The sequence below is a fragment of the Streptomyces sp. NPDC054841 genome (genome assembly GCF_053611045.1).
Map to the genome: position 1 here is coordinate 1 of NZ_JBSGZO010000006.1, position 24,470 is coordinate 24,470.

General features: G+C 70.1%; 23 protein-coding genes, 1 tRNA gene and 1 pseudogene. 16 read left to right on the plus strand and 9 right to left on the minus strand.

Features of this window, described 5'->3' with window-relative positions:
* Positions 1-171: 171 nt before the first annotated feature.
* Together ACWGI8_RS01765 and ACWGI8_RS01770 are read right to left on the minus strand one after the other, a co-directional pair.
* The gene (locus ACWGI8_RS01765) at positions 172-723 is read right to left on the minus strand and encodes a hypothetical protein (RefSeq protein ID WP_453657669.1); all 552 of its coding nucleotides are present in this window, start codon (positions 721-723) and stop codon (positions 172-174) included.
* A gap of 218 nt (positions 724-941) precedes the next feature.
* The gene (locus ACWGI8_RS01770; protein WP_453657671.1) at positions 942-1,655 is read right to left on the minus strand and encodes a bifunctional DNA primase/polymerase; all 714 of its coding nucleotides are present in this window, start codon (positions 1,653-1,655) and stop codon (positions 942-944) included.
* Positions 1,656-2,098: 443 nt separating this feature from the next.
* Here ACWGI8_RS01770 and ACWGI8_RS01775 point away from each other — a divergent pair, with 443 nt between their 5' ends.
* Both ACWGI8_RS01775 and ACWGI8_RS01780 read left to right on the plus strand, forming a co-directional pair.
* The gene (locus ACWGI8_RS01775) at positions 2,099-3,622 is read left to right on the plus strand and encodes a PP2C family protein-serine/threonine phosphatase (protein ID WP_453657673.1); all 1,524 of its coding nucleotides are present in this window, start codon (positions 2,099-2,101) and stop codon (positions 3,620-3,622) included.
* 107 nt (positions 3,623-3,729) lie between these two features.
* A complete protein-coding gene (locus ACWGI8_RS01780; RefSeq protein WP_453657675.1) occupies positions 3,730-5,193 on the plus strand; it encodes an aminopeptidase P family protein in 1,464 nt (487 codons plus the stop codon).
* An 83-nt stretch (positions 5,194-5,276) separates the two neighbouring features.
* Here the strand turns inward: ACWGI8_RS01780 and ACWGI8_RS01785 are convergent, their stop codons facing one another.
* Positions 5,277-5,720, minus strand: a complete 444-nt coding sequence (locus ACWGI8_RS01785; RefSeq protein WP_453657677.1) for an ATP-binding protein — start codon at positions 5,718-5,720, stop codon at positions 5,277-5,279.
* Positions 5,721-5,933: 213 nt separating this feature from the next.
* Here ACWGI8_RS01785 and ACWGI8_RS01790 point away from each other — a divergent pair, with 213 nt between their 5' ends.
* The 9 genes from ACWGI8_RS01790 (at position 5,934) to ACWGI8_RS01830 (ending at position 15,817) form a co-directional block, all read left to right on the plus strand.
* Positions 5,934-6,782: a hypothetical protein gene (locus tag ACWGI8_RS01790; RefSeq protein WP_453657679.1), complete on the plus strand. Its 849-nt coding sequence runs from the start codon at positions 5,934-5,936 to the stop codon at positions 6,780-6,782.
* Positions 6,783-6,877: 95 nt separating this feature from the next.
* Complete coding sequence (locus ACWGI8_RS01795) at positions 6,878-7,636, plus strand: YcnI family copper-binding membrane protein (RefSeq protein ID WP_453657681.1); 759 nt, start codon at positions 6,878-6,880, stop codon at positions 7,634-7,636.
* Between the two features lie 44 nt (positions 7,637-7,680).
* Complete coding sequence (locus tag ACWGI8_RS01800; protein WP_453657683.1) at positions 7,681-8,346, plus strand: SCO family protein; 666 nt, start codon at positions 7,681-7,683, stop codon at positions 8,344-8,346.
* Positions 8,343-8,795: a copper chaperone PCu(A)C gene (locus tag ACWGI8_RS01805; RefSeq protein WP_453657685.1), complete on the plus strand. Its 453-nt coding sequence runs from the start codon at positions 8,343-8,345 to the stop codon at positions 8,793-8,795. The genes ACWGI8_RS01800 and ACWGI8_RS01805 overlap by 4 nt, the downstream gene beginning before the upstream one ends.
* A gap of 26 nt (positions 8,796-8,821) precedes the next feature.
* On the plus strand, positions 8,822-10,891 hold the full coding sequence (locus ACWGI8_RS01810; RefSeq protein WP_453657687.1) for a copper resistance CopC/CopD family protein: 2,070 nt from the start codon (positions 8,822-8,824) through the stop codon (positions 10,889-10,891).
* A 31-nt stretch (positions 10,892-10,922) separates the two neighbouring features.
* Positions 10,923-12,164 (plus strand): iron uptake transporter deferrochelatase/peroxidase subunit, encoded by a 1,242-nt coding sequence (efeB, locus tag ACWGI8_RS01815; protein ID WP_453657763.1) that lies wholly within the window; start codon positions 10,923-10,925, stop codon positions 12,162-12,164.
* Positions 12,165-12,233: 69 nt separating this feature from the next.
* Positions 12,234-13,175, plus strand: a complete 942-nt coding sequence (pheA, locus tag ACWGI8_RS01820; protein WP_453657689.1) for a prephenate dehydratase — start codon at positions 12,234-12,236, stop codon at positions 13,173-13,175.
* A gap of 564 nt (positions 13,176-13,739) precedes the next feature.
* A complete protein-coding gene (gene serS, locus ACWGI8_RS01825) occupies positions 13,740-15,017 on the plus strand; it encodes a serine--tRNA ligase (protein ID WP_453657691.1) in 1,278 nt (425 codons plus the stop codon).
* Positions 15,014-15,817 carry an HAD family hydrolase gene (locus ACWGI8_RS01830; protein WP_453657693.1) on the plus strand — a complete coding sequence of 268 codons (804 nt, stop codon included), beginning with the start codon at positions 15,014-15,016 and terminating at the stop codon, positions 15,815-15,817. The genes serS and ACWGI8_RS01830 overlap by 4 nt, the downstream gene beginning before the upstream one ends.
* Positions 15,818-16,016: 199 nt before the next feature.
* On the opposite strand, the gene ACWGI8_RS01835 is transcribed toward ACWGI8_RS01830, so the two are convergent.
* The 6 genes from ACWGI8_RS01835 to ACWGI8_RS01860 form a co-directional block, all read right to left on the minus strand.
* A tRNA-OTHER gene (locus ACWGI8_RS01835) sits at positions 16,017-16,122 on the minus strand.
* Positions 16,123-16,387: 265 nt separating this feature from the next.
* Positions 16,388-16,666 carry an SGM_3592 family protein gene (locus ACWGI8_RS01840; protein ID WP_453657695.1) on the minus strand — a complete coding sequence of 93 codons (279 nt, stop codon included), beginning with the start codon at positions 16,664-16,666 and terminating at the stop codon, positions 16,388-16,390.
* A 102-nt stretch (positions 16,667-16,768) separates the two neighbouring features.
* A complete protein-coding gene (locus ACWGI8_RS01845) occupies positions 16,769-17,488 on the minus strand; it encodes an ABC transporter permease subunit (RefSeq protein WP_453657697.1) in 720 nt (239 codons plus the stop codon).
* A gap of 14 nt (positions 17,489-17,502) precedes the next feature.
* Positions 17,503-18,414 carry an ABC transporter ATP-binding protein gene (locus ACWGI8_RS01850; RefSeq protein WP_453657699.1) on the minus strand — a complete coding sequence of 304 codons (912 nt, stop codon included), beginning with the start codon at positions 18,412-18,414 and terminating at the stop codon, positions 17,503-17,505.
* Entirely contained in the window at positions 18,411-19,322 is a 912-nt protein-coding gene (locus ACWGI8_RS01855; RefSeq protein ID WP_453657701.1) for an ABC transporter permease, read from the minus strand. Before ACWGI8_RS01855 ends, ACWGI8_RS01850 begins: the two co-directional genes overlap by 4 nt.
* The gene (locus tag ACWGI8_RS01860; RefSeq protein ID WP_453657765.1) at positions 19,319-20,284 is read right to left on the minus strand and encodes an ABC transporter ATP-binding protein; all 966 of its coding nucleotides are present in this window, start codon (positions 20,282-20,284) and stop codon (positions 19,319-19,321) included. Before ACWGI8_RS01860 ends, ACWGI8_RS01855 begins: the two co-directional genes overlap by 4 nt.
* 230 nt (positions 20,285-20,514) lie before the next feature.
* Between ACWGI8_RS01860 and ACWGI8_RS01865 the strand changes: the two genes are divergently transcribed.
* The 5 genes and pseudogenes from ACWGI8_RS01865 to ACWGI8_RS01885 all read left to right on the plus strand — a co-directional run bounded on the left by ACWGI8_RS01865 (position 20,515) and on the right by ACWGI8_RS01885 (position 24,402).
* Positions 20,515-21,369 (plus strand): M24 family metallopeptidase, encoded by an 855-nt coding sequence (locus tag ACWGI8_RS01865; RefSeq protein ID WP_453657703.1) that lies wholly within the window; start codon positions 20,515-20,517, stop codon positions 21,367-21,369.
* A complete protein-coding gene (locus ACWGI8_RS01870; RefSeq protein ID WP_453657705.1) occupies positions 21,366-21,494 on the plus strand; it encodes a hypothetical protein in 129 nt (42 codons plus the stop codon). The genes ACWGI8_RS01865 and ACWGI8_RS01870 overlap by 4 nt, the downstream gene beginning before the upstream one ends.
* A 2-nt stretch (positions 21,495-21,496) precedes the next feature.
* Positions 21,497-23,266: an SDR family oxidoreductase gene (locus tag ACWGI8_RS01875; RefSeq protein ID WP_453657707.1), complete on the plus strand. Its 1,770-nt coding sequence runs from the start codon at positions 21,497-21,499 to the stop codon at positions 23,264-23,266.
* 44 nt (positions 23,267-23,310) lie between these two features.
* Positions 23,311-23,451, plus strand: a pseudogene (locus ACWGI8_RS01880) (metal-dependent hydrolase); the annotation flags it as partial.
* A 9-nt stretch (positions 23,452-23,460) separates the two neighbouring features.
* Positions 23,461-24,402: a MerR family transcriptional regulator gene (locus ACWGI8_RS01885; protein WP_453657709.1), complete on the plus strand. Its 942-nt coding sequence runs from the start codon at positions 23,461-23,463 to the stop codon at positions 24,400-24,402.
* Positions 24,403-24,470 lie beyond the last annotated feature (68 nt).

A 24,470-nucleotide genomic window follows, 5' to 3' on the forward strand; every position in this document is an offset into this window, starting at 1 on the left:
TGTCACAACGGCCCGTACGGACCAGTAATTCCTTGTCCGAATACCCGAGATCGAATTTGCGAACAGCAGATCTCTTGTTACCGTTCTTGAAGCCCGGTCGCTGGTGCATCCCCCGTCGCCAGCGACCGGGCGTTGCCATTTCCGGAATTCGAGCCACCGCCTCGCCGGGCGTCAACTGCTCGCAGCACCGGCGGAGTTGCTCCCCGATCGCAGCAGCAGCGGACCGTCGGCGTGATCTCCGGAACCCGCGAACTCCGCCACCGCCGAATACTCGTCCGCTTCACCACGGGCCTTCTCACGCGGCGTTTCACAGGCTGCGGGCTCATCTCCCGCTTCGATCCCACAATGCGTCTGTACGGTTCTGCCACCGGGGCCCATCAGGCTCAGCGCGGCACTCAGCGGCTCACCCGTGGCGTTGCGGTAGTACGTTCGCACCCAGACGTCGGGACCCTCCGTCAGTACGCATGTCTGCGCCTCGACGCCCTCCGGTGAGCTGAGTTCCGGGCCGCAGCGTTCGCTAGTGCGTTGCCCGCGGACGCCCTCATCGGCCGCCTCTGCCGGGCCCTCGAGTGCATGAATTCCAGCCAGAATTCCCGGCCGCTCCGCCCCCTTGTGATCCGCCGTTTCGGGATCGGGCGAGCCCGCCGGTCCCGCGGAGGCAGCCAGCGGCAGCAAGGAGGCAGATACGACGGCGACCGTGAGCCCGGTCATACGCAGATTCATGGTGGGCCGAAGATATCGACGGTCACGGCACGCCCGGGCGCCGCGCGCTCAATTCCCGTGCAACTGGGCCCGGCTCACACCCGTACGAGTGAGTCGCCGCGCCCGGATGCTCCGCACGTACGCGAGCCGTGCAAACGGACCACGCGCGCGAGCCGTGTACGCGAGCCGCGTACGCGAACGAGGTGCCCGGTAAGCGAAGTGCCCGGTGAACGAGGTGCTCAGTAGGCGAGCCGCGAGCCTTCCCCGGTCTCCGGTGGTGTCATCCCGCCGGACGGCGTACTGACGCTCGCCTCGACGAGCGCGTCGACGACCGCCTCGACATCCGGCAGCCAGGGCGCGGCCGACCCGGGCAGCGGCGCGCGCTCCCAGCGGACCTGTCCCGTACCGGTCTCCGAGGGAGGCAGCATCAGATAGCCGCCCTCGCCGTGGAAGCGCAGCGAACTCGGCACCCGGTCCTTGGCGTAGAGCAGATCGCCGAGCTGCTCCATCGAGTACGGAGCGACGAGCAGTGACCAACGGGTCGGGGTGGCGACGACCGGGCCGAGCCGCATACCCATGCGGTCGAGCGAGGCCAGCGCCCGGGCCCCGGCCACCGCGGGCAGACTCACCGCGCAGGGCGCGCGGCCTCCCGTGGCGAGCACGATCGGGGCCGTGGGCCGCTGGTTCCACCACCAGCGCACCATGCGCTCATCGGTGGTCGCCGCGAGGAGTCCGGGGTCGAAGGGGTGCGCGCCGGGCACGACGCACTCGGGATCGGGGCAGGCGCAGCCGCGTCCGCGTTCGGCCCGCCCGCCGGCCGCCTTGAGTCCCACGCCGGGAAGTACGGGCCACTGCCATGTTGTGGCGCAGGTGAGCGCCGCGTCGAGCTGAGGAGCAGGCCTCCTCTTGCGCCGGAACCGGAGCCTGCGTCGCCTTCCGAGGATCTCGCGCATGAGCGCTCGTTCCTTTCCGTTGAACGCCGAGGTCCACATCACACCAGGTGTGCATCGCTTCACTGTGCGCACAGAGCGGCGTCTCGCCGCCCTTGCCGTAGGCATGGGTGATCCCATGGGCTGTGTCCATTTAACGCATGGCGAGGGGTGGCGCGCGCCTGGCGCTTGCTGTCCCGCTGTACTCGTCCCGCCACATGGGATGGGGGCGGCGGCCTACGGCGGTTAAGACGCCCGGGCTCCCCGCCAGGTTCCGGGGCTGTCCCAACTGCCCCTGGCCATCACCGTTTACGTACCCATCACGTCCGAAATGACTCCCCTTCGGGCTTCTACCCTGAGGGGTTCCCCATGCCGAACACCCCCTAGTCGACCGCAAAACGTTGCCATGGGGGGCATTTTTTGGCCAAGTTAGCTACCGGTCGGACACCAGCAATCCCACCAGGACGATGCTGGACATCCCCCTTTGTGTGCGTGTAGATGTGGATGCAGTGATAGCGGCGCAGATTGACATGGGGGTTTGCGATGCTATTGGCCGAAACGCACCAGCGGGAAAGCCTGCTGCCATGAGCGCCCCTCACCTGCCGAAAGTGGCTGGAATCGATTCTGCGGTTCCAGCCCCCGCGCACACTGCCGCGTCCCTCACGTCCTCCCGCGTCCCGACCGCCGCGCCCGGCGCGGTGATCCAGGACCGGCTGGCCGGCTGGGTCTCCGACCTGACCACCCTCCACGAACTCACCGAGCGCCTGGCCAGAACCGCGGTCCTGGACGACGCACTCCATGAACTTCTGCGCGCGGGCGCCGCCCTGGTCGGCGCCCGCCGTGGCATGGTCGTCTTCGAACCGGCCGACGGCCAGGGGCCCGCCAGCACCGTCGGCCTCGGCCTGGCCCACGCCGACCTCGGCCATATCGAGACCGTCCCCCGCAGCGCCACCGCGTACGGCCGGATCCTCGACGGAACGAGCGCCGGCCTGCCCGACGGCGTCGCGCAGGGCGATCTGTTCCACGACGAGTCCCTCGACCCGCGCCACCGCGAGGTCGCCGCACGCCTCGGCTACGCCGCGAGCTACGCCCTGCCGCTCGCCACCGCCGAGGCCGGCAGGCTGGGCGTCGCCGTCTGGTTCTACGACGAGCCGGCCGAGCCGGTGGACCGCCAGCGCCATCTCGTCGGCCTCTACGGGCGGTACGCCACCGAGCACCTGGCCCGGCTGCTGGAGCTGGACCGGGCGCGCCGCCAGATGGCCGTCATCGCCGAGGAACTGATGCCCACCCGACTGCCCCGGGTGCCCGGGGTGCGGCTCGCCGCCCGCCATCTCGGCGGGCCGCGGGGCGGCGGCGAGTGGTACGACGCGCTGCCGCTGCCCGAGGGCGCGCTGGGGCTCGCCGTCGGCTCTGTCTCCGGCTCGGGGCCGAGCGCGCTGGCCGCGATGGGCCGGCTCCGGGCGAGCCTGCGGGCGTACGCGGTGATGGAGGGCGAGGACCCCGTCGCCGTACTGTCCGATCTGGAGCTGCTGCTGCGGCTGACGGAACCGGCCCGTTCGGCGACCGCGCTCTTCGCGTACTGCGAACCCGCCGCGATCACCCCCACCGGCGGCCAGGAGAGGAAGATCGTCCTGGCCGGGGCCGGGCACACCCCGCCGCTGATCGTCGGCGAGCGGCGCACCGAGTTCGTCGAGACCTCGCTGTCGGCTCCGCTCGGGATGCTCGCCTGCTGGGAGGCGCCGAGCGTGGAGTTCTCCCCCGCATCCGGAGAAACGGTGCTGCTCTACACCGACGGGCTGCTGCGGCGCACCGGCGACCCCATGGACCGGGCGTTCGCACGGCTGCACAGCGCCGCGGCGAGCGTGCCGAGGACCGCCCGGGACGATCCGGCGGCGATCGCGGACCACGTGCTGCGGACGGTGCTGCCCGACGGGCTCGACGCGGGTGACGACGGCGAGGACGTGGTGATGCTGGCCGCCCGGTTCGAGTGACGCTCCAGTGACTCACGGGTGATGGGCCGCGCGGCCCTGGGCCCCTTCCGTACGACCGTACGATGGGTAGGGGTTCAGCGTCGTACCAACAAGGAGGAGGCAGGCCCGTGGCAGAGGAGCTCACCCCGGAGACCCCGGAAGAGTCCGAAGAACAGCCGATCGGTCAGCGCAAGAACACGGTCTACCCGGGAGTCTCCGACGAGCTCGCGGAGAACATGAAGTCCGGCTGGGCCGACACCGAGCTGCACGGCCTCGAGCCGATCGCGCAGGCCGCGCACACCGCGCGTCGTCGCGCCGCACTCTCCGCCCGTTTCCCGGGCGAGCGTCTCGTGATCCCGGCGGGCAATCTGAAGACCCGCTCCAACGACACCGAGTACGCCTTCCGCGCCTCGACCGAGTACGCGTACCTCACCGGTGACCAGACCCAGGACGGCGTCCTGGTCCTGGAGCCGGCGGAGGACGGCCACCTGGCGACCGTCTACCTGCTGCCGCGCTCCAACCGGGAGAACGGCGAGTTCTGGCTGGACGGCCAGGGCGAGCTGTGGGTCGGCCGGCGTCATTCGCTGGCCGAGGCCGAGCAGCTGCTGGGTCTCCCGGCCAAGGACGTCCGCGAGCTGCCGGCGCAGCTGCGCGAGGCGACCGGCCCGGTCCGTAACGTCCGCGGGCACGACGCCGCCATCGAGGCGGCCCTGACCGACAAGGTCACCGCCGAGCGGGACGAGGAGCTGCGGGTCTTCCTCTCCGAGGCCCGCCTCGTCAAGGACGAGTTCGAGATCGCCGAGCTGCGCAAGGCGTGCGACGCGACCGCCCGCGGCTTCGAGGATGTCGTCAAGGTCCTCGACAAGGCCGAGGCCACCAGCGAGCGCTACATCGAGGGAACGTTCTTCCTGCGCGCCCGCGTCGATGGCAACGACATCGGCTACGGCTCGATCTGCGCCGCCGGCCCGCACGCCACCACCCTGCACTGGGTGCGCAACGACGGCGCCGTACGCCCCGGCGAGCTGCTCCTGCTCGACGCCGGTGTGGAGACCAGCGAGCTCTACACCGCCGACGTGACCCGGACGCTGCCGATCAACGGCCGCTACACCGAGCTGCAGCGCAAGATCTACGACGCGGTGTACGAGGCCCAGGAGGCCGGTATCGCCGCGGTGAAGCCCGGCGCGGGCTACCTCGACTTCCACAACGCCGCGCAGCGCGTCCTCGCCACCAGGCTGGTGGAGTGGGGCCTGCTGGGCGACCTCGACGTCGAGAAGGTGCTGGAGCTGGGGCTTCAGCGCCGCTGGACCCTGCACGGCACCGGCCACATGCTCGGCATGGACGTCCACGACTGCGCGGTCGCGCGCCGCGAGATGTACGTGGATGCCACGCTGGAGCCCGGTATGTGCCTGACCGTCGAGCCGGGTCTGTACTTCCAGGCCGACGATCTGACCGTGCCCGAGGAGTACCGCGGCATCGGCGTCCGGATCGAGGACGACATCCTCGTCACCGAGGACGGCAACGTGAACCTGTCGGCCGCGCTGCCGCGCCAGGCCGACGAGGTCGAGGCCTGGATGGCACAGCTCAAGAGCTGATGGATCCTCACGGGACCAGGTGCTGGTCCCAGGGCTGATCCCCCGGGCCGCACCCCAGGTGCCGTACGGCGAGGGCGCTCCGCTCAGACCACTCTGAGCAGGGCGCCCTCCCGCCATTTCAGCATCTTGTCGAAGCTCACCACCGCGCCCCTGCCCGGCCTGTTCCGGAGGTACACGTGGTCGGCGAGCTCCTCGATGAGGCAGAGCCCGCGGCCGCCTTCCGCGGAGAGGGCGGGAGCGGCGGCGTGCCGGCAGTCCGGAAACCCGGGCCCCGCGTCCGCCACCTCGATACGGCACTTCTCGTCGTCCAGATACGCCGTCACCCTGTACGCGTCCGAAGAGGAACCGGCTGCGGCGCTCCCACCGTGCTCGACGGCGTTGGCGCACGCCTCGCTCAGCGCGACCGAGAGATCGTAGGAGATGTCGGGGTCGACGCCCGCGGTTTCCATGGCACCGAGCAGAAGACGTCGGGCGAGCGGAACGCTCGCCGCCTCGCGCCGCAAATGGAGTGTCCACCAGATGCTCATGCTCCAGCCTCCTGGCTGCGGCTCGACATACCGTTACGTATTGCCGCAGAGCCGCGTTCGTAAGCGTGGAGTTGACGTGATTGCCCTCATTCGGCGGATGCGTGAATCAACCAACCCGTGTATGCCCACGCCACGCACCCGGAGCGGCGTCAAACGTGACCTTCCGGACCTGACGTACGAAGGCGATACGGGCAGTGCGATGATGTTCCGGCCATGTCTGCCCAACCGTCGGTCGCACCCGCCGACGCACCCGCCGGAGCCGGTCTGCGGCTGCTGAGGGCCGCGGTGTTCACCGCGGTCTGCGTCGTGCTGTCCGCGCTGGGGCACGTACTGGCCGCGTGCGCGACCGTCCCCTGGTGGACGCTGCTCGCCGGGTTTCTGATCGTCTTCGCGGTGACGGCGCCGCTCGCCGGGCGTACGCGCTCGCTCCCGGCCGTCGTGGCCTTCCTGGCCGGCGGACAGCTCGCACTGCATGCCCTCTTCGGCCTCGGCCAGCGGCACCTCACCATGTCGCCGAGCGCCGACGACGCCCTGATCAGGATGGCTGCCAAGCTCGTCTGCGGCGCGGGCGGCAGCGCGCTGAGCGCCGCCGACGCCCACCGGATCGTCACCGGCGCGGGCCTCGACCCGGCCACGGTGGCCCGGGCCGGACACGCCGCACACGCCGCACACGCCGGACACGCCGCGGCCGATCCGGCCGTGGCCGTCACCTCCGCCGGGCTGCTGCCCAGCCTCCCGATGCTGCTCGGCCATCTGCTGGCCGCGCTCGCCACCGGCTGGCTGCTGCGGCGCGGCGACATCGCGCTGTTCCGGCTGGCCGCGCTCTCCGCGCAGGGTGCGCACGGCGCCACCGAGGTGGTGGCCGAGGCGGGGCTCGTCCGTGCCCTGCGGGCCGCCCTCGTGCTCGTAAGGGCGCTGCTCGCCGGACTGCCCGGGGCGCCCGGCGCCGGTCCGCACCCCTTCCGTACGTCCCTCGACGCACCCCCGCCGCCGGCGGCCGGGGCACTCCAGCACACGGTGATCAGGCGCGGTCCTCCCGTGCCGTATTCGCTCGCAGCCTGACGCGGCCCACTCGACGGGAGTGGTGTCGCGACGTACCCGCGCACCCGCACGCGGACCGGTCACCTTCCTGCTTCTCACGTGGAGTGTTCTCTGCCATGAACAACGTCTCTCGTCTCGCCGCCGCCGGCGCTGTCGCCACCTCGTCCGTGCTCCTGCTCTGCGGCACCGCCTTCGCGCACGTCAGCGTGCAGCCGCAGGGCGAGGCCGCCAAGGGCGGCTACGCCACGGTCAACTTCAAGGTCCCGAACGAGCGCGACAACGCCTCGACCGTGAAGCTCGAGGTCACCGTCCCCGCCGAGCACCCGCTCTCCTCCGTGATGCCGCAGCCCGTGCCGGGCTGGAAGGCCGAGGTCACCAAGACCAAGCTCGCCAAGCCGCTCACCGTCCACGGCAAGCAGATCACCGAGGCCGTCTCGAAGATCACCTGGACCGCGGACGGCGGCAAGATCGCCCCGGGCCAGTTCCAGCAGTTCCCGGTCTCGCTGGGACAGCTGCCGGAGGACACCGACCAGCTCGTCTTCAAGGCCCTCCAGACGTACGACAACAAGGAGGTCGTGCGCTGGATCGAGGAGCCGAAGGAAGGCGCCGCGGAGCCGGAGAGCCCCGCGCCCGTGCTCAAGCTGTCGGCCGCGACCGGTGATCACCACGGTGGCGGCGCCGCGAGCGACGACAAGAACGCCGCGGGCGACAAGAACGCCGCGCACGGCAAGGAGCACGAGGCGGAGAAGGAGACCGAGGCGGCCTCCGCCGGCTCCACCGACACCACGGCCCGGGTCCTTGGCGTCGTCGGCATTCTCGTCGGCGTGGCCGGTGTCGCCTTCGGCGTGCTGGCCGGCCGCCGTCGCTCCGCCTGACGCCCACCCCGCACCTCATATCTGGAAATCTGGGACACAACTCCATGCGCATCAAGACTCTGACGGCCGCCGCCCTGGCGACGGCGGCCGCGCTCACCCTCTCCGCCTGCGGTTCCGACGGCGACGCAGCGGACGGGGCCCACCACTCCGTCGCCGACGTGTCGGCCGCGCCGAAGGGCAAGGCCGCGACCGTGCTCGACCGGCCCTTCGAGAAGCCGAACTTCGTCCTGACGGACACCAAGGGCAAGAAGTACGACTTCCGCGAGCAGACCAAGGGCAGGCCGACGCTGATCTACTTCGGCTACACGCACTGCCCGGACGTGTGCCCGCTGACGATGAGCAACATCGCCATCGCCAAGAAGAAGCTCCCCAAGGCCGACCAGGACCGGCTTCAGGTCGTCTTCGTCACCACCGACCCCGAGCGGGACACCTCCGCCGAGCTCGGCAAGTGGCTGCCCGCGGCGGGCGACCCGTCCTTCGTCGGCCTCACCGGCGACTTCCCGACCATTCAGGCAGGCGCGCGCCAGATCGGCATCGGCATCGATCCGGCGAAGAAGGAGAAGGACGGTTCCGTCGTCTCCATGCACGGCGCGCAGGTGATCGCCTTCTCCCCCAAGACCGACCAGGGCTATGTCCTGTACGGGGAGGACACCACGGCGGACGACTACGCCAAGGACCTGCCGAAGATCATCAAGGGGGAGAACCCGTGACCCGCCGCACCACGAGCACCCTCGCCTCCGTCATAGCCCTCACCGCGGGCCTGGCGCTGGCGGGCTGCTCCTCGGAGTCCGCACCCGAGCTGAAGGTCAGCGGTGCGTTCATGCCGCAGCCCGTGGGCGACATGGCGGGCGGCTTCCTCACGGTCAAGAACAGCGGTGACACGGCGGACAAGCTCACCTCGGTCACCAGCAGCCTCTCGGACGACGTCCAGATCCATGAGACGAAGAACCAGAAGATGCAGCAGGTGGAGTCCTTCGACATCCCCGCCAATGGTGAGCTGAAGCTCGAACGCGGCGGCAGCCACATCATGTTCATGGCCCTCAAGAAGCACCCCAAGCAGGGCGACAAGGTGGAGATCGAACTGCACTTCGAGAAGGCCGACTCGATCAAGGTCGAGCTTCCCGTGGAGGCGCAGACCCACAACCCGAAGAAGCACTGAGCTACTTGAGGGACTGACGACACACCATGACAGCCACCGCCCCGCGCTTCGGAGCCGCAACTCTTCTGCGGCTGCTGCTCATCACCGCCGCGCTGCTCGGCACCGTGCTCGCCGGCACGGCGAGCGCGCACGCCGCGCTGACCGGAAGCAACCCGAAGGACGGGGCGGTGCTCGCCACCGCCCCGAAGGACGTGACACTCACGTTCTCCGAGCAGGTCGCCATGGGGAACGACTCGATCCGCGTCCTCGACCCCCGCAGCAAGCGCGTCGACACGGGCGAGCTCAACAACCTGTGCAGCGGAAACCTCGTCAAGTACGGCGTCACGCTGCACGCGGGCCTGCCGAACGGCACGTACACCGTCGCCTGGCAGGCCGTCTCCGCCGACAGCCACCCGATCGCGGGCGCGTTCACCTTCTCCATCGGCGCGCCGTCGAAGACCGCGGTGGAGCTGCCGAAGCAGGAGGCGGGCGGGGGACTCGTCGGCACGCTCTACGGCATCGCGCGGTACGCGGCGTACGCGGGGTTCGTCGTGCTCGTCGGCGGCGCCGCGTTCATCCTGGCCTGCTGGCCGCGGGGCGCGGGCGCGCGGCCGATGCAGCGGCTGGTGGTGCAGGGCTGGGTGACGCTGACTGCGGCCACGCTCGCCATGCTGCTGCTGCGGAACCCGTACACCGGCTCGGGAGAGCTGGGCGACGTGTTCGACCTGGCCGGGCTGCAGGCCGTGCTGGAGACCAAGACCGGGGCCGCGCTGGTGTCGCGGCTGCTGCTGCTCGGCGCGGCGGCGCTGTTCGTCGCGGTGCTGTTCGGGGCGTACGCGAAGCGGGACGCGGAGGGAGATGCGGGGGAGGACGCGAAGGGGGACGCGGAGAGTTCGGTAGCGGCGTCCGAGGAGCGCGCCGAGAAGCGCGCCGAGGAACTCGCCAAGGAACTCGCCAAGGAGAAGAAGGACCTGACCTTCGGGCTGTCCATCGGCGGCACGGTCGTCGCGGCCGGGATCGCCTGCACCTGGGCGCTCTCCGAGCACGCCTCGACCGGTGTCCAGCCGGGCGTCGCGATGCCCGTGGACGTACTGCACCTGCTGGCCGTGGCGGCCTGGCTCGGCGGTCTGGCGGCCCTGCTCGTGGCGCTCCACCGGGCGCCTTCGGTCGAACGTACGGCGGTGCTCCGCTTCTCCCGGGTGGCGTTCTGGTCGGTCGTGGTGCTGGCCGTCACCGGGCTCTACCAGTCCTGGCGGCAGGTCGGCTCCTGGTCGGCGCTGACCGGCACGTCGTACGGCCGGCTGCTGCTGCTCAAGGTGGGGCTGGTCGCCGTACTGGTCGGCGTCGCGTGGATCTCGCGCCGATGGACGGCGCGGCTGTCGGAAGGTCCGGCTCCGGTGGAAATCGAGGCCGGGACCGAGGCCGGGATCAGGGGCAAGGCCAAGGCCGAAGCCGAGGCCGGGGCGGACGGGGCCGAGAGTGGCTCCGGGACCGAGGAGGCGCAGCCGGAAACGGACGCCTCGGGGCCGGCCGACCCCGAGCGGGCCGCCCAGCTTGCCCGGCAGAAGGCCGCGGTGGCGACTGCCGCGCGCAAGCGGATCAAGGACGCCGACCCGGAGCGCTCCGGACTGCGCCGTTCCGTACTGGCGGAGGCGGGCGTCGCCGTCGTGCTGCTCGCCGTGACGACCGTCCTCACGTCGACCGAGCCCGGGCGTACGGAGGAGCAGGCGGCGAAGGCCGGCGACTCCGGGGCCGCCTCCACCGCCGTACCCGACCGGCCCGTCGACATCACCCTCCCCTTCGACACCGGCGGCAAGGACGGCAAGGGCACCGCCCGGCTGAGCATCGACCCGGGCAGCTCCGGCGCCAACGAACTGCACCTACGGGTGAACCGCCCCAACGGGCGCCCGCTGGACGTTCCCGAGGTGAAGGTCGCCTTCACCCTGACCGCCGAGAAGATCGGCCCGCTGCCGGTCGTGCTCGACCGGATCGCGACCGGCCACTGGAGCGCGAGCAACATCCAGATCCCGCTGCCCGGCGAGTGGCGGATCCAAGTCACGGTACGGACGTCCGACATCGATCAGGCGACCATCGAGAAGAACGTGAAGATCGGCTGACGTGAGCAGCGACATGGACGTGAGCAGGGACATGGGCGACATCGAGATCTCGCGGCGAAGGCTGCTCGGCACAGTGGGCGCCGCGGGCGCGACCGGGATCGTGCTGGGCGCGGCGCGCGGCGCCGCCGGATACGCGGCGGCCGCCGGCGACCCGGCGACCGCACTGGAGACCGTCGGCTCCGCCTCGGAGGCCTTCTACGGCGAGCTCCAGGCGGGCATCATCACGCCCATGCAGTCCCGCGGCCATCTGGTCGCCTTCGATCTGGCTCCGGGGGCGGGCCGCAAGGAAGCGGTCGCCCTGATGCGCCGCTGGTCCGCGACCGCGGCCCGGCTGATGGCGGGCGAACCGGCCGGGGACGGCGACACGGGCGTCGCGCTGGACGCCGGACCGTCCTCGCTGACCCTCACCTTCGGCTTCGGCCGGACCTTCTTCGACCGTACGGGCCTGGTGGCGCAGCGGCCCGTGGAGCTGGACCCGCTGCCCGCCTTCTCCGCCGACCAGCTGGACGCGCGGCGTTCCAACGGCGATCTGTGGGTGCAGATCGGTGCGAACGACGCACTGGTCGCCTTCCACGCGCTGCGTACCGTCCAGAAGGACGCGGGCGAGGCAGCGCGGGTGCGCTGGCAGATGAACGGCTTCAATCGTTCGCCGGGTGCCACGGCGCAGCCGATGACCGCGCGCAATCTGATGGGCCAGATCGACGGCACCGGCAACCCGAAGCCGTCCGAGCCGGACTTCGACCGCCGGATCTTCGTCCCGGCCGGCGGCACCGGTGGGCAGCACCCGTGGATGGCGAGCGGCTCGTACGCCGTGGTCCGCCGTATCCGCATGCTGCTCGACGACTGGGAGAAGCTGCCGCCGAAGAAGCAGGAGCAGGTGATCGGCCGGCGCAAGTCGGACGGCGCCCCGCTGACCGGCGGCAGCGAGACGACCGAGCCCGATCTGGACAAGACCGGTCCTGATGGACATCTGGTCATTCCCGACAACGCTCATGCCCGTATCTCCGCCCCCGAACAGAACGGGGGCGCGGCGATGCTGCGCCGGCCGTACTCCTTCCACGACGGAATCGCCGCGGACGGTACGCCCGACGCCGGGCTGCTGTTCGTCTGCTGGCAGGCGGACCCGCTGAAGGGCTTCGTGCCGGTGCAGCGCAAGCTCGACCGGGGCGACGCCCTGTCCACGTTCATCCGCCACGAGGCCAGCGGCCTCTTCGCCGTGCCGGGCGGTCCGAAGAAGGGGGAGTACGTGGGCCAGCGGCTGCTGGAGCAGTGAGCACCCATCGCACTCGTCGCACCCGTCGCCGGGAGCAGCGAGGTACACGGGCGCACTAGGGTGACTGGTATGTCCGCGACTCGCTATACGTATCTCGGTCCCGAGGGCACCTTCACCGAGGCCGCCCTGCGTACGCTCCCGGAGGCCGCGACCCGGGAGCTCGTCCCGATGGTGTCCGTGCCGGCCGCGCTCGACGCCGTACGCAGCGGGGAGGCCGCGGCCGCGCTCGTACCGATCGAGAACTCGGTGGAGGGCGGCGTCACCGCGACCCTCGACGAACTGGCCTCGGGCGAGCCGCTGATGATCTACCGCGAGGTGCTGCTGCCGATCACCTTCGCGCTGCTGGTGCGGCCCGGCACGAAGCTCTCCGACGTGAAGACGGTGACCGGCCACCCGGTCGCGCAGCCGCAGGTACGGAACTGGCTGCGCGCCCATCTGCCCGACGCCGTGTGGGAGTCGGCTGCGTCGAACGCGGACGGAGCACGGCTGGTGCAGGAGGGCCGGTTCGACGCGGCCTTCGCCGGTGAGTTCGCGGCGGCGACGTACGGCCTCGAAGCACTGGTCACCGAGATCCACGACGCGGAGAACGCGGAGACGCGTTTTGTACTGGTCGGCCGTCCGGCCCGGCCCGCGGCGCCGACCGGCGCGGACAAGACGTCGGTGGTCATCTGGCAGCGCGACGACCACCCGGGTGCGCTGCTGGAGCTGCTCCAGGAATTCGCGGTGCGCGGCGTGAACCTGATGCTGCTCCAGTCCCGGCCGACCGGCGCGGGGATCGGGAACTACTGCTTCGCCATCGACGCCGAGGGCCATATCTCGGACCGGCGGGTGGGCGAGGCGCTGATGGGTCTGAAGCGGATCTGCCCGAAGGTGCGTTTCCTGGGGTCGTATCCGCGGGCGGGCGTGTCCTCGCCGGAGCACGCCGCGCGCGTACTGAGGCCCGGGACGTCGGACGCGGAGTTCGTGGACGCGGCGGAGTGGCTGGCGCGCTGCCAGGACGGCCGCGCGTAACCCTGCGTTTTCTTTGACCGGTTCCGTCCCCGCTTTCTTCCTACTTTTCGTTACCCACAGAAGTTATCCACAGGCGCGCTTCTCGACCTGGGGACAAGTCGACAACGTAAATCGACATGGTCGACAAATCGCCCCAGTCACCCCAGATGCATCCACAGCGCGTCCGGCAGTCCGGGTCAGCCCAATTCCTTTGATCAACTCTTTGGGGCGAGGAATTCCCACCCGAACGAGTGCGTGGACCAGGTTTGGAAGGGGAATCCTCTGGTCCGCATGCGACTTTCGGAATGATCAATTCCGTAGTCCACAGATCTTCCTCACACCCTGTGGATAACCCCATGAAGCGGCCCACCCCTGTGGACAACGACCCCAAGTTCCGCACTCCCCAAGGGGAACAGGTCAAGCAAGAAGCGGCACTTGCCCCATTTCGGCGACCGGCATCCCGTTCATTGACGGATGTCGGTCCGGATTCACCGTGACGTTCCTCAATTCCGGTAATTAGGGCAAAAGGGAACGCAAGTCAATATCAACTGGGGAGGGGGGAGCACGCACCGGTAGCCTGGTGGGGTGATTGACCTTCGCCTGCTCCGTGAGGACCCCGACCGTGTTCGCGCCTCCCAGCGCGCCCGTGGAGAGGACGTCGAACTCGTCGACGCCCTGCTCTCCGCCGATGAACGGCGCAGGTCGTCCGGCGTCCGCTTCGACGAACTCCGCTCCGACCAGAAGTCGCTCGGCAAGCTCATCCCCAAGGCTTCTCCGGACGAGCGCACCGAGCTGCTGAAGAAGGCCGAGCAGCTGAAGGCCGACGTCAAGGCCGCCGAGGCCGAGCAGAACGAGGCCGACGAGGAAACCCGCCGGCTGCTGCTCCAGCTGGGCAACCTGGTCCACCCGGACGTCCCGGTCGGCGGCGAGGAGGACTTCGCCGTCCTGGAGACGCACGGCACGATCCGTGACTTCGCGGCCGAGGGCTTCGAGCCCAAGGACCACCTGGAGCTCGGTGAGGCGCTGGGCGCCATCGACGTCGAGCGCGGCGCCAAGGTGTCGGGCTCCCGCTTCTACTACCTGACGGGCGTCGGCGCGCTGCTGGAGCTCGCCCTCGTCAACGCGGCGATCGCGCAGGCGACGGAGGCCGGCTTCGTCCCGATGCTGACCCCGGCGCTGGTCCGCCCGCGCGCCATGGAGGGCACGGGCTTCCTCGGCCAGGCCGCGGAGAACGTGTACCACCTGGAGAAGGACGACTTCTATCTCGTCGGCACGTCCGAGGTCCCGCTCGCGGCGTATCACATGGACGAGATCATCGAGGCCGGCAAGCTGCCGCTGCGGTACGCGGGCTTCTCCCCGTGCTTCCGCCGCGAGGCCGGTACGTACGGCAAGGACACGCGCGGCATCTTCCGCGTCCACCAGTTCGACAAGGTCGAGATGTTCTCGTACGTCGACCCGGAGGACGCGGAGAACGAGCACAAGCGTCTCCTGGACTGGGAGAAGCAGTGGCTGACCGGCCTGGAGCTGCCGTTCCAGGTGATCGACGTGGCGTCCGGCGACCTCGGCGCGTCCGCCTCGCGGAAGTACGACTGCGAGGCGTGGATCCCGACCCAGGGCAAGTACCGCGAGCTGACGTCGGCGTCGAACTGCGACGGCTTCCAGGCGCGCCGGCTGTCGGTGCGGATGCGTGACGGCAAGCAGGTCAAGCCGCTCGCGACGCTGAACGGCACGCTGTGCGCCGTACCGCGCACGATCGTCGCGATCCTGGAGAACCACCAGCTGGCGGACGGTTCGGTGCGGGTGCCGGAGGTCCTGCGTCCGTATCTGGGCGGCCGTGAGGTCCTGGAGCCGGTCGCCAAGTGAGTTTTCCGTACCGGCTGATCGCTACGGACCTCGACGGGACGCTGCTGCGCTCCGACGACACCGTCTCGCAGCGCACGCGCGACGCGCTCGCCGCCGCCACGGCGGCGGGCGCCGCGCACATCATCGTCACGGGGCGGGCCGTCCCGTGGACCCGGCACATCCTGGACGACCTGGGCTATCAGGGCCTCGCGGTGTGCGGCCAGGGCGCGCAGGTCTACCACGCGGGCGAGCACAAGCTGCTGACCTCGGTGACCCTTGACCGCCAGCTGGCCGGGCTCGCCCTCTCCAAGCTCGAGGCCGAGGTCGGCCCGCTGTCGCTCGCCGCCAGCCGCGACGGCCTCGATGGCGAGGTCCTCGTCGGCGCCGGCTACCGGGTCCAGGAGGGCCCGCTCCCCGTCGTCGCCTTCGACGACCCGGCCGAGCTGTGGTCCGCCCCGCTCAACAAGGTCTACATCCAGCACCCTGACCTCGACGACGACGCCCTCACCCGGATCGCCCGCGAGACGGTCGGCAACCTGGTGGACGTGGTGATGGCCGGCCCCGGCATCGTCGAGATCCTCCCGCTGGGCCTCAGCAAGGCCACGGGCCTCTCCCTGGCCGCGCGGCGCCTCGGCGTGAAGGCCGCCCAGACGATCGCCTTCGGCGACATGCCCAACGACATCCCCATGTTCGCCTGGTCCGCCCACGGCGTAGCCATGGCCAACGCCCACGACGATCTCAAGGCCGTGGCCCACGAAATCACGGCCTCGAACGAGCACGACGGCATTGCTGTGGTGCTCGAGGAGCTGCTGGGCCGCTAGGGCCTATCGTTCGGATCTTGCCGGGCGGCCTGGTCCAAACGACAGGCCCTAGCCGTTGTGGGCAGTCGGCCCGCTGGGCCGGGGGCACCCCCAGCCCAGGCAAAAGCTCTGGGTGAGGGTGGGCACAACGCCCCGGTACCAGGTGCCGCTACGGTCCGGGCCCACCCCGGCGGGGCCCAGAACCGCCGGAGGCGAAACGCGGAGGATGCGCGGATCGAACGCGCGCGGGGTCCAAGGCCCCGACGACGACTTGCTTCTGAGCAGAAACAGAGCAAGTCGCTGCCTTACCACTCGGCCAATCCTCCGGGAGGGCGGCCCGCGCGTATGCGCGCTCGAAGCGGCCGCCCGGGCAGCAGTCTCGCGGCGGCTCGACGGAGTCCGATGATTACTCCGAAGCCTGCCGTGCGCTGCCCTGCTGGGAGCTCGACGGACTCGTACTCTCGGTCATCGCCGCACCCCTCCCCGGTCCTGAAATGGCATTCGCACGTTTGCGCGACTGCCTCAACTACTGTGCCCGCCCCGTCAGTTCCGCGCCACTGAATTTCGGGCCATTGCGGGACGACAGCCCCGTCAGCCCTTCCTTCGCCGCCGCCACCGTCTGCGCGCCCGGCTCCAGAACCATCCCGCGGGTGGCTCGTCGGACCGCCACGGCTGCGGCTCGGGCGCCGAGCCCCGCCAGCGGGCGGCGAGCATCCGCGCCCGGGCGGACGGCTCGGCCGTCTCCGCGGCCCGTATGAAGTCCTCGTCAAGGACAGCCTCGTCCCAGGACTGCGCCTTTTCCGGCCCGGGGACCCCTTCCGGCCCGGGGATCCCTTCCGGCCCGGGGGCCCCTTCCGGTTGCTCGGCCATGGCGCTCCTCCTCTCGCCCTCCACCCAGTGTCCTCACAGGCTCGTCAGGCGGGCGTGAGAACGGGACCGCCCCCGAGGGCAGTCCCCCGGGGGCCGCCCCCGCTACTCCTCGCCCGCCAGCGTCAGCGTCCGCAGCTTCTGCCCCGCGTACCCCGTCGCCAGCAGCGTGACGCCCACGAGCAGCGCCACCGCGAGCGGCAGGCCCACGTCGGAGGTGATCATCCCCTCGCCGCCGATCTTCTCGGCGAGGGACAGCGACCACTGCTGCACGCTGAGTGTCCGCGCACCCGGCACGAGGCTGCCGAAGAGCGTCTCCCACACCAGGGCGTAGACGAGGCCGATCACGACCGCGTGCCGGCTGACCGTACCGAGCAGCAGGAACAGCGCGCTGTACGCGATCGACGCGACCAGCGCCGCGACCGTGTAGGCAATCGCGATCTGCTGACCGTTGCCGTTGAGGATGTATCCCGCGACGAAGACGGGGATCGCTGAGAACGCCATGGTCACGGCGATCGCCACGATCAGCTTGGTGACGATGATCGTCGGCCGCTTCACCGGCTTGGCGAGCAGATAGACGATCGAACCGTCGTCGATCTCCGGCCCGATCGCTCCCGTACCGGCGATCACACCGATCAGCGGCACCATCGTGGCGATGGCGAAGCCGCCGAGCACATCGGAGGCAATCTGGTCGTCCACTCCGTTGAACGCCCGCACCGCCGCCGCGATGAGCAGCAGCAGCCCCGGGAGGACGAAGAGGACCGCAGCCCGGCGCCGGCCGAGCAAGGCCCGGTAGGTGAGCCGGGCGACTGTCGGGTTGTACATGTCGAAGGCTCCTTTCAGGCCGCTACGAGGTACGAGAAGACCGACTCGAGGGACTCGTCCGAAGGCGAGACCGTCAGCAGCCGGATGGAGTGCTCACGGGCGACCTTCGGCAGCAGTTCCGTGAACCGCCCGAAGTCGACCGCCTGGATCCGCAACGCGCCTTCCTGCAGATCCACTTCGATGCCGGCCGTCGAGGGGTCGGCGATCAGCGCGGCGGCCAGCGCCCGGTCGTCGCTGGAGCGCACCAGATACCGGTGCGGCCGGTCCGTCATGAGCCGGCGGATCCTGCGGAAGTCGCCGCTCGCCGCGTGCCGTCCCGCGACGATCACCTCGATGTGCGAGGCGAGTTGCTCGACCTCCTCCAGGATGTGGGACGAGAACAGGACCGTGCGGCCCTCGGCACCCATCCGCCGGAGCAGCTCCATGAGCTGCATGCGCTGGCGCGGGTCCATGCCGTTGAAGGGCTCGTCGAGGAGCAGCACGCTCGGCTCGTGCACGAGCGCGGACGCCATCTTGACGCGCTGGCGCATTCCCTTGCTGTACGTCGCGATCTTGCGATCCTGCGCGTACTCCATCTCCACCGTGGCCAGCGCGCGCTGGGCTTCCTTCGCGCCCAGTCCGTGCAATTCGGCGTTGGCGACGACGAATTCCCGCCCCGTCAGGAAGTCGTACATCGCCTCGCGCTCGGGCACGACGCCGATCTGCCGGTACACCGCTTCGTTGCGCCAGATCGTCTGCCCGTCGAGGGTGACACTGCCCGTGGAGGGGGCGAGAAAACCACCCATCATGTTGATGAGCGTGGACTTGCCGGCTCCGTTGGGGCCTAGCAGTCCGGTGACGCCCGGGCCGACGGTCATGGTCACGTCGTTGACGGCGACCACGTTGCCGAACCAGCGGGAGGCGTGGTCGATGTTGATGGTTGTCACAGCCCGACCTTTCGGTAGCGGCGCATCAGCACGGCGTACGAGCCGGCGATGAGCGCGAGGACGACCAGCAGATAGACCACGCCGGCTCCGGTGCCGGGGCCCTCTCCTCCGGGGAAGGAGGTGGTCGCGCCGAGGAAGGCGGTCTGCACGCCGTCGATGAGGGTGATGGGCGAGAAGAGGCCCAGCCACTCGACGACTCCGCCGGAGCCGGTCTCGTGTGCGATGGCCTGGACCGTCGACACCGCGCCGTAGGTGATGGTCAGGGTGGCGATGACGGCGGCGACGCCGAAGCCGCGGCGCGGGGTGAGCGCGGCCATGACGAGGCCGAGGCCGCCGAAGAAGAGCGAAAGGAGCGCCACGGAGACCAGCCCCTGCACGAATCCCTTGGTCTGGTCGGAGAAGTCCATCTTCGCCAGCAGCGAGCCGATGTAGAGGATCAGCAGCGGGGTGGCGGTGAGGACGAACAGGGCGGAGGCCATCGCACCGAGCTTGGCGAGGACGTAGTCGACTCGCTCGATGGGCCGCGAGAAGTACAGCGGCACGGTCTTGAAGCGCAGGTCGCGGGAGACGGACTGCGGGGCCTGGGCCGCCAGGAAGAGGCCGATGACCGCCTGCGTGACGATCGCATAGCGGGTGTAGTCGAGCGGCAGATCCTTCATCTTGGTGGCGACCGCGACCGCCACAATGATGGCCGCGGGCACGCACATCACCGCGAAGAGGATCATCGGCAGCACCTTGGACTTGGCGGAGCGGCCGAGTCCGTAAGCGCCGCGCAGCGACTGCGAGTAGAGCGAGCGGCGGGCGTAGGCCCGGCCGAGGCGCGCGCCTTCGTAGTTGCGGTATCCGATGTTGTGGATACGTGTGGTCTCGGTGCGGGGTGTGTCGGTGTGGGTCGTCCCGTTGCTCATCGCGCCGGCACCTCCATGGGCTGGGCCGCTGCCTGCGGGCGGAAGACCTCCGCGATGTGGTGGCGGCGCTGTTCCATCCGTACGAGGCCGAGGCCCAGGGTGGCGACGGTGTCGCGGACGGTGTCGTACGTCTCCTCGCCGGTCGCCTCCAGCAGGAGGATGTGACCGGCCCCCGGCAGCCCCTCCTCGACGCCCTCGTGCAGCGTGATGCCGGCGGCGGCCAGGGCCTCGCGGAGTGCCGCCGTCCCGTCGGGGTGGGCGTCGGAGTCGGTGACCTCGACCGCGAGAGTGGTCGTGATCTGGGTGAAGTCGCTGGTGGAGCTGGAGCGCAGCAGAGCTCCGCCGTCCACGACCACTACGTGGTCACAGGTGCGCTCGAGTTCGCCGAGCAGGTGGGAGGTGACCAGGACCGAGATGCCGAAGTCGGTGTACACGCGGCGGATCAGGCCGAGCATCTCGTCGCGGCCGACCGGGTCGAGGCCGTTGGTCGGCTCGTCGAGGAGCACCAGCTGCGGGTCGTGGACCAGCGCCTGCGCGAGCTTCACGCGCTGCTTCATGCCGGTCGAGTAGCCGCCGATGGGGCGGTACCGCTCCTCGTAGAGGCCGACGTGGCGCAGGGTGTCGGCGGTGCGCTCACGTGCCGCGGTCGGCGGGAGTCCGGACATGCGCGCCATGTGGACCACGAACTCCGTGGCCGAGACATCGGGCGGCAGGCAGTCGTGCTCGGGCATGTAGCCGACGCGCTCACGGATGGCGGCGCCGGAGGTGGCGACGTCCAGGCCGAGCACCTCGGCCCGGCCTTCCGTGGCGGGGGACAGACCCAGCAGGATCTTGATCAGTGTGGACTTGCCGGCTCCGTTGGCGCCCACGAGTCCGGTCACACCGGGCCCGATGTCCAGGGAGAGCCGGTCAAGCGCGGTCACCCGGGGGAACCGCTTGCTCAGGCTTTCGGTCACGATCACAGTCACGGTTCGACGGTAGTGGCGCAGACCACACGCGACGTCAACCCTGGCGGCTGGATCCGCATCAGACTCCAGGCGTACGGGCCCGTAGGGGGCCAGGCCGAAGGAGGACTTGCGCGGAGTTATCCACAGGCCGGTGCATGACTCTTGACGCAGCCGCCGGACATTGTCACATTCATCAGTGTCAAGTTACGGGCACGTACCGCACACGACGAGGGACGGACGGTGGCATGGCCGGCAAGACCTCAGCAGTGAACACAGAACTCGCGACGGACCTGCGGGGGTTCCGGGAGGTGCAGCGCCTGGCGTACGAGTGCGCGGAGGCCGTCGCGGCGCAGCTCAAGCCCGGGGTGACCGAGCGTGAGGCGGCGCGGATGCAGCGGGAGTGGCTGCGCGGGCGCGGCGTGCGCGACTGGTTCCATCTCCCCTTCGCCTGGTTCGGCGACCGTACGGCGTTCGTCAACTTCCGCATACCGCTGCAGTTCTTTCCGACCAACCGGAGGCTGGAGGCGGGGATGCCCTTCATCCTCGACATGGCTCCGGTCTACAAGGGCTTCACCGCCGACATCGGCTATTCGGGCTGCCTGGGCCTCCACCCCGTGCACGACAAGCTGCTCGACGATCTTCAGGCGCACCGCGAGCTGATTCTGCGCGAGGTGCGCGAGCGCCGCACGCTCCGCGAGATCTATGAGGACGTCGACCGGCTGATGGTCCGGCAGGGGTATGCCAACCGGCATCGCGCGTACCCCTTCGGCGTCATCGCCCACAAGGTCGACCGGGTCAAGGAGCGCCCCTGGTCGCCGACGCTCTTCGGGTTCGGCACCCAGTCGCTGAAGGGGCTCGCGAGCGACGCCCTGCACGGCCACCGGGACGGCTGGTCGCCGCTGTGGTCGCCGTACAAGTTCTCCGACCACCCGCCCCAGCCGGGGTTGTGGGCGGTCGAGCCGCACCTCGGCTTCCGGGGTACGGGCGCGAAGTTCGAGGAGATCCTGGTCGTCACCGACTCCAAGGACCCGGAGCAGAGCGCGTTCTGGCTGGACGACGATCTGCCGCATGTGCGGCGCTGGAGCGAGGAGGGGTCGTGAGCGACGCACGCGAGGCCGCCGGGCCGCAGACAGAAGTGATGGCCGAGCCTCTGCGCCGAGCGGGCGGAGATGGGGGCACCCCCAGGCCGAAGGCCCTGGGGGAGAACAATCGGAAGGCGGTGTGAAGGTGGGGATCGAGGGCGCGCGCCGGCGATGGGTGCGTACAGGCGGGATCGAGCTGTGTGTCGCGGAGCTCGGTGACGAGATGCAGCCGACGGTGCTGCTCGTGCACGGCTACCCGGACAGCAAGGAGGTGTGGTCCGAGGTCGCGTCCCGGCTCGCGGAGCGCTTCCATGTGGTGCTGTACGACGTGCGGGGGCACGGCCGCTCCACAGCGCCGGTGCCGCTGCGCGGCGGTTTCACCCTGGAGAAGCTGACGGACGACTTCCTGGCGGTCGCGGACGCGGTCAGCCCGGACCGTCCGGTGCATCTGGTCGGGCACGACTGGGGATCCGTGCAGTCCTGGGAGTTCGTCACGGTGAAGCGGACAGAGGGCCGGATCGCCTCGTTCACCTCGATGTCCGGGCCCTCCCTCGACCACTTCGGGCACTGGATCAAGCAGCGCATGAGCCGGCCCACTCCGCGCCGTGTCGGTCAGCTCCTCGGTCAGGGCGCCAAGTCCTGGTACGTGTACATGCTGCATACGCCGGTACTGCCCGAGCTGGCCTGGCGCGGGCCGCTGGGCAAGAGGTGGCCGAAGATCCTTGAGCGGGTCGAAAAGGTACCGGCCGGCGACTACCCGACACCATCGCTGCCTTCCGACGCGGCGAACGGCGCCTGGCTCTACCGCGACAACGTCCGCGCCCGGCTGCGCCGGCCCCGCTCCGACGCGTACGCCCACGCACCGGTCCAGCTGATCACACCGACCGGGGACGCCTTCCTCTCCGAGCGGCTCTACGACGATCTGGCCCAGTGGGCGCCTCAGTTGGTGCGCCGCACACTGCCCGCCAAGCACTGGATTCCGCGCACCCGCCCGGACCAACTGGCCGTTTGGATCACCGAGTTCGTGACGGCGCACGAGGAAGGCGGGTCGGCCTGGCCGGCTCCCGCGAGCGCGGCCGCCGGTCCGTACACCGAGCGGTTCGGCGGGCAGCTCGTGCTGGTGACGGGCGCGGCCAGCGGTATCGGGCGGGCAACGGCCTTCGCCTTCGCCGAGGCGGGGGCGCGGGTCGTCGCCGTGGACCGGGACGCGGAGGGCGCGGCGAGGACCGCGGAGATGGCGCGGCTGATCGGCGCACCGGCGGCCTGGGGCGAGACGGTGGACGTCAGCGACGAGCAGGCCATGGAAAAGCTCGCAGAGAAGGTCGCCACCGAGTACGGCATCGTGGACGTGCTGGTCAACAATGCCGGGATCGGTCTCTCCGGCTCGTTCTTCGACACGACGAGCGAGGACTGGCGCAGGGTCCTCGACGTCAATCTGTGGGGCGTCATCCACGGCTGCCGCATCTTCGGCAAGCAGATGGCCGAGCGCGGCCAGGGCGGCCATATCGTCAACACGGCCTCCGCCGCCGCCTATCAGCCCTCCAAGGCACTCCCCGCGTACTCGACGTCGAAGGCCGCGGTGCTGATGCTCAGCGAATGCCTGCGGGCGGAACTGGCCGGCCAGGGCATCGGGGTCTCGGCGATCTGCCCGGGCATTGTGAACACGAACATCACGGCGACAGCGCGCTTCGCCGGCGTCTCCGAGGAGGAGCAGCAGCGCCGGCAGCGGAAGTCCTCCCGGCTGTACGGGCTGCGCAACTACCCGCCGGAGAAGGTCGCCGAGGCGGTCCTGCGCGCCGTCGTGAAGAACCAGGCGGTGGTTCCGGTGACTCCGGAGGCCCACGGCGCCCGGCTCCTGTCCCGCTTCACGCCCAAGGCGCTGCGCGCGATAGCCCGGCTGGAGCCGCCGCTGTGAGCGACCACCATGTGATCGCGCCGCGACGCAGGGTGTCGTTCGACGCCGCGATACCCCGCTGCTTCCGGCGGTCGTACCATCCCTCGCAGGAGGGTTCGCTGCGCAAGGCCGTCGAGTATCTCGCGACACCGCCGGCGGCCCGTGCGGCGGCGGGAGCGGTGGGCCGCGCCGCCATCGGGCAGTAGGGAGTGATCGTGTCCGGGGATCAGGCAGTCGAGTACCGGATCGAGGACCTCGCGCATCACAGCGGCGCCACGGTCCGGACGATCCGTGCCTACCAGGACCGCGGGCTGCTGCCCAAGCCGGAGCGGCGCGGCCGGGCCAATGTGTACGGGGACTCGCACCTGGCCCGGCTGCGGCAGATCGCCGACCTCCTCGACCGGGGGTACACACTGGCCTCGATCAAGGAATTGCTGGAGGCCTGGGACGCGGGGCGAGGGCTCGGCGGGGTGCTCGGTCTCGTCGCCGAGGTCCAGGGTCCGTGGACGGACGAGGAGGCGGACAGGATCAGTCGCGCGGACCTGGACGAGACCTTCGGGGGGAAGCCCGACGAGGACGCCATCGCCGAGGCGGTGGAGCTCGGAGTCCTGGAGCGCATCCCCGGCCGGGACGACGAGTTCCTCGTTCCGAGCCCCCAGGAGCTGGCCGTGGCCGCCGAGTTGTATGCGGCGGGCGTTCCACTGCTCGCTATCTCCGGTCATCTGAGGGAACTTCGAGGCCAGGTGGAGCACATCGCCTCTCGTTTCCTGGAGTTCACCACCGAGCATGTCTTCGCCCGCTATCTCGGACATCGGCCGCCGACAGAGGCGGACGCGGCAGAGGCTGCGGCGATGGTGCGCCGACTCAGGCCGCTCGCACAGCAGACGGTCGATGCCGAACTGGCCCGGGCGATGCGGCTGTTCGCGACCCGGCACCTTCAGCACCACCTGAGCGCGGAGGGTCCGGTGCCGCAGGGCGCCGAACCCCGATCCGTGGCGCTGCCCGCCGGGACAATCCGGGCCGTACAGCGCCTGGTTGGCCCGGAGAACGCCGCGGCATTCATCACGGCCGCGACCGAACGGGAGGTTCATGCACGGACATTGGACGCACTTACCGCAATTCACCCTGAACATGGTGAAGTTGATCAAAAGAATTAAATCGCCAGGCCGTTGTCCACAGAGGCGCCAATTCCCCTGTGGATAACCGCACTTGGCTGTGGACCAAA

Bases quoted from the DNA above. Each gene is read 5' to 3' on its own strand.
- ACWGI8_RS01765 (WP_453657669.1), bottom strand. From the start codon at position 723: ATGAATCTGCGTATGACCGGGCTCACGGTCGCCGTCGTATCTGCCTCC.
- ACWGI8_RS01770 (WP_453657671.1), bottom strand. From the start codon at position 1,655: ATGCGCGAGATCCTCGGAAGGCGACGCAGGCTCCGGTTCCGGCGCAAG.
- ACWGI8_RS01775 (WP_453657673.1), top strand. From the start codon at position 2,099: ATGCTGGACATCCCCCTTTGTGTGCGTGTAGATGTGGATGCAGTGATA.
- ACWGI8_RS01785 (WP_453657677.1), bottom strand. From the start codon at position 5,720: ATGAGCATCTGGTGGACACTCCATTTGCGGCGCGAGGCGGCGAGCGTT.
- ACWGI8_RS01790 (WP_453657679.1), top strand. From the start codon at position 5,934: ATGTCTGCCCAACCGTCGGTCGCACCCGCCGACGCACCCGCCGGAGCC.
- ACWGI8_RS01795 (WP_453657681.1), top strand. From the start codon at position 6,878: ATGAACAACGTCTCTCGTCTCGCCGCCGCCGGCGCTGTCGCCACCTCG.
- ACWGI8_RS01800 (WP_453657683.1), top strand. From the start codon at position 7,681: ATGCGCATCAAGACTCTGACGGCCGCCGCCCTGGCGACGGCGGCCGCG.
- ACWGI8_RS01810 (WP_453657687.1), top strand. From the start codon at position 8,822: ATGACAGCCACCGCCCCGCGCTTCGGAGCCGCAACTCTTCTGCGGCTG.
- efeB (WP_453657763.1), top strand. From the start codon at position 10,923: ATGGGCGACATCGAGATCTCGCGGCGAAGGCTGCTCGGCACAGTGGGC.
- pheA (WP_453657689.1), top strand. From the start codon at position 12,234: ATGTCCGCGACTCGCTATACGTATCTCGGTCCCGAGGGCACCTTCACC.
- ACWGI8_RS01840 (WP_453657695.1), bottom strand. From the start codon at position 16,666: ATGGCCGAGCAACCGGAAGGGGCCCCCGGGCCGGAAGGGATCCCCGGG.
- ACWGI8_RS01845 (WP_453657697.1), bottom strand. From the start codon at position 17,488: ATGTACAACCCGACAGTCGCCCGGCTCACCTACCGGGCCTTGCTCGGC.
- ACWGI8_RS01855 (WP_453657701.1), bottom strand. From the start codon at position 19,322: ATGAGCAACGGGACGACCCACACCGACACACCCCGCACCGAGACCACA.
- ACWGI8_RS01865 (WP_453657703.1), top strand. From the start codon at position 20,515: ATGGCCGGCAAGACCTCAGCAGTGAACACAGAACTCGCGACGGACCTG.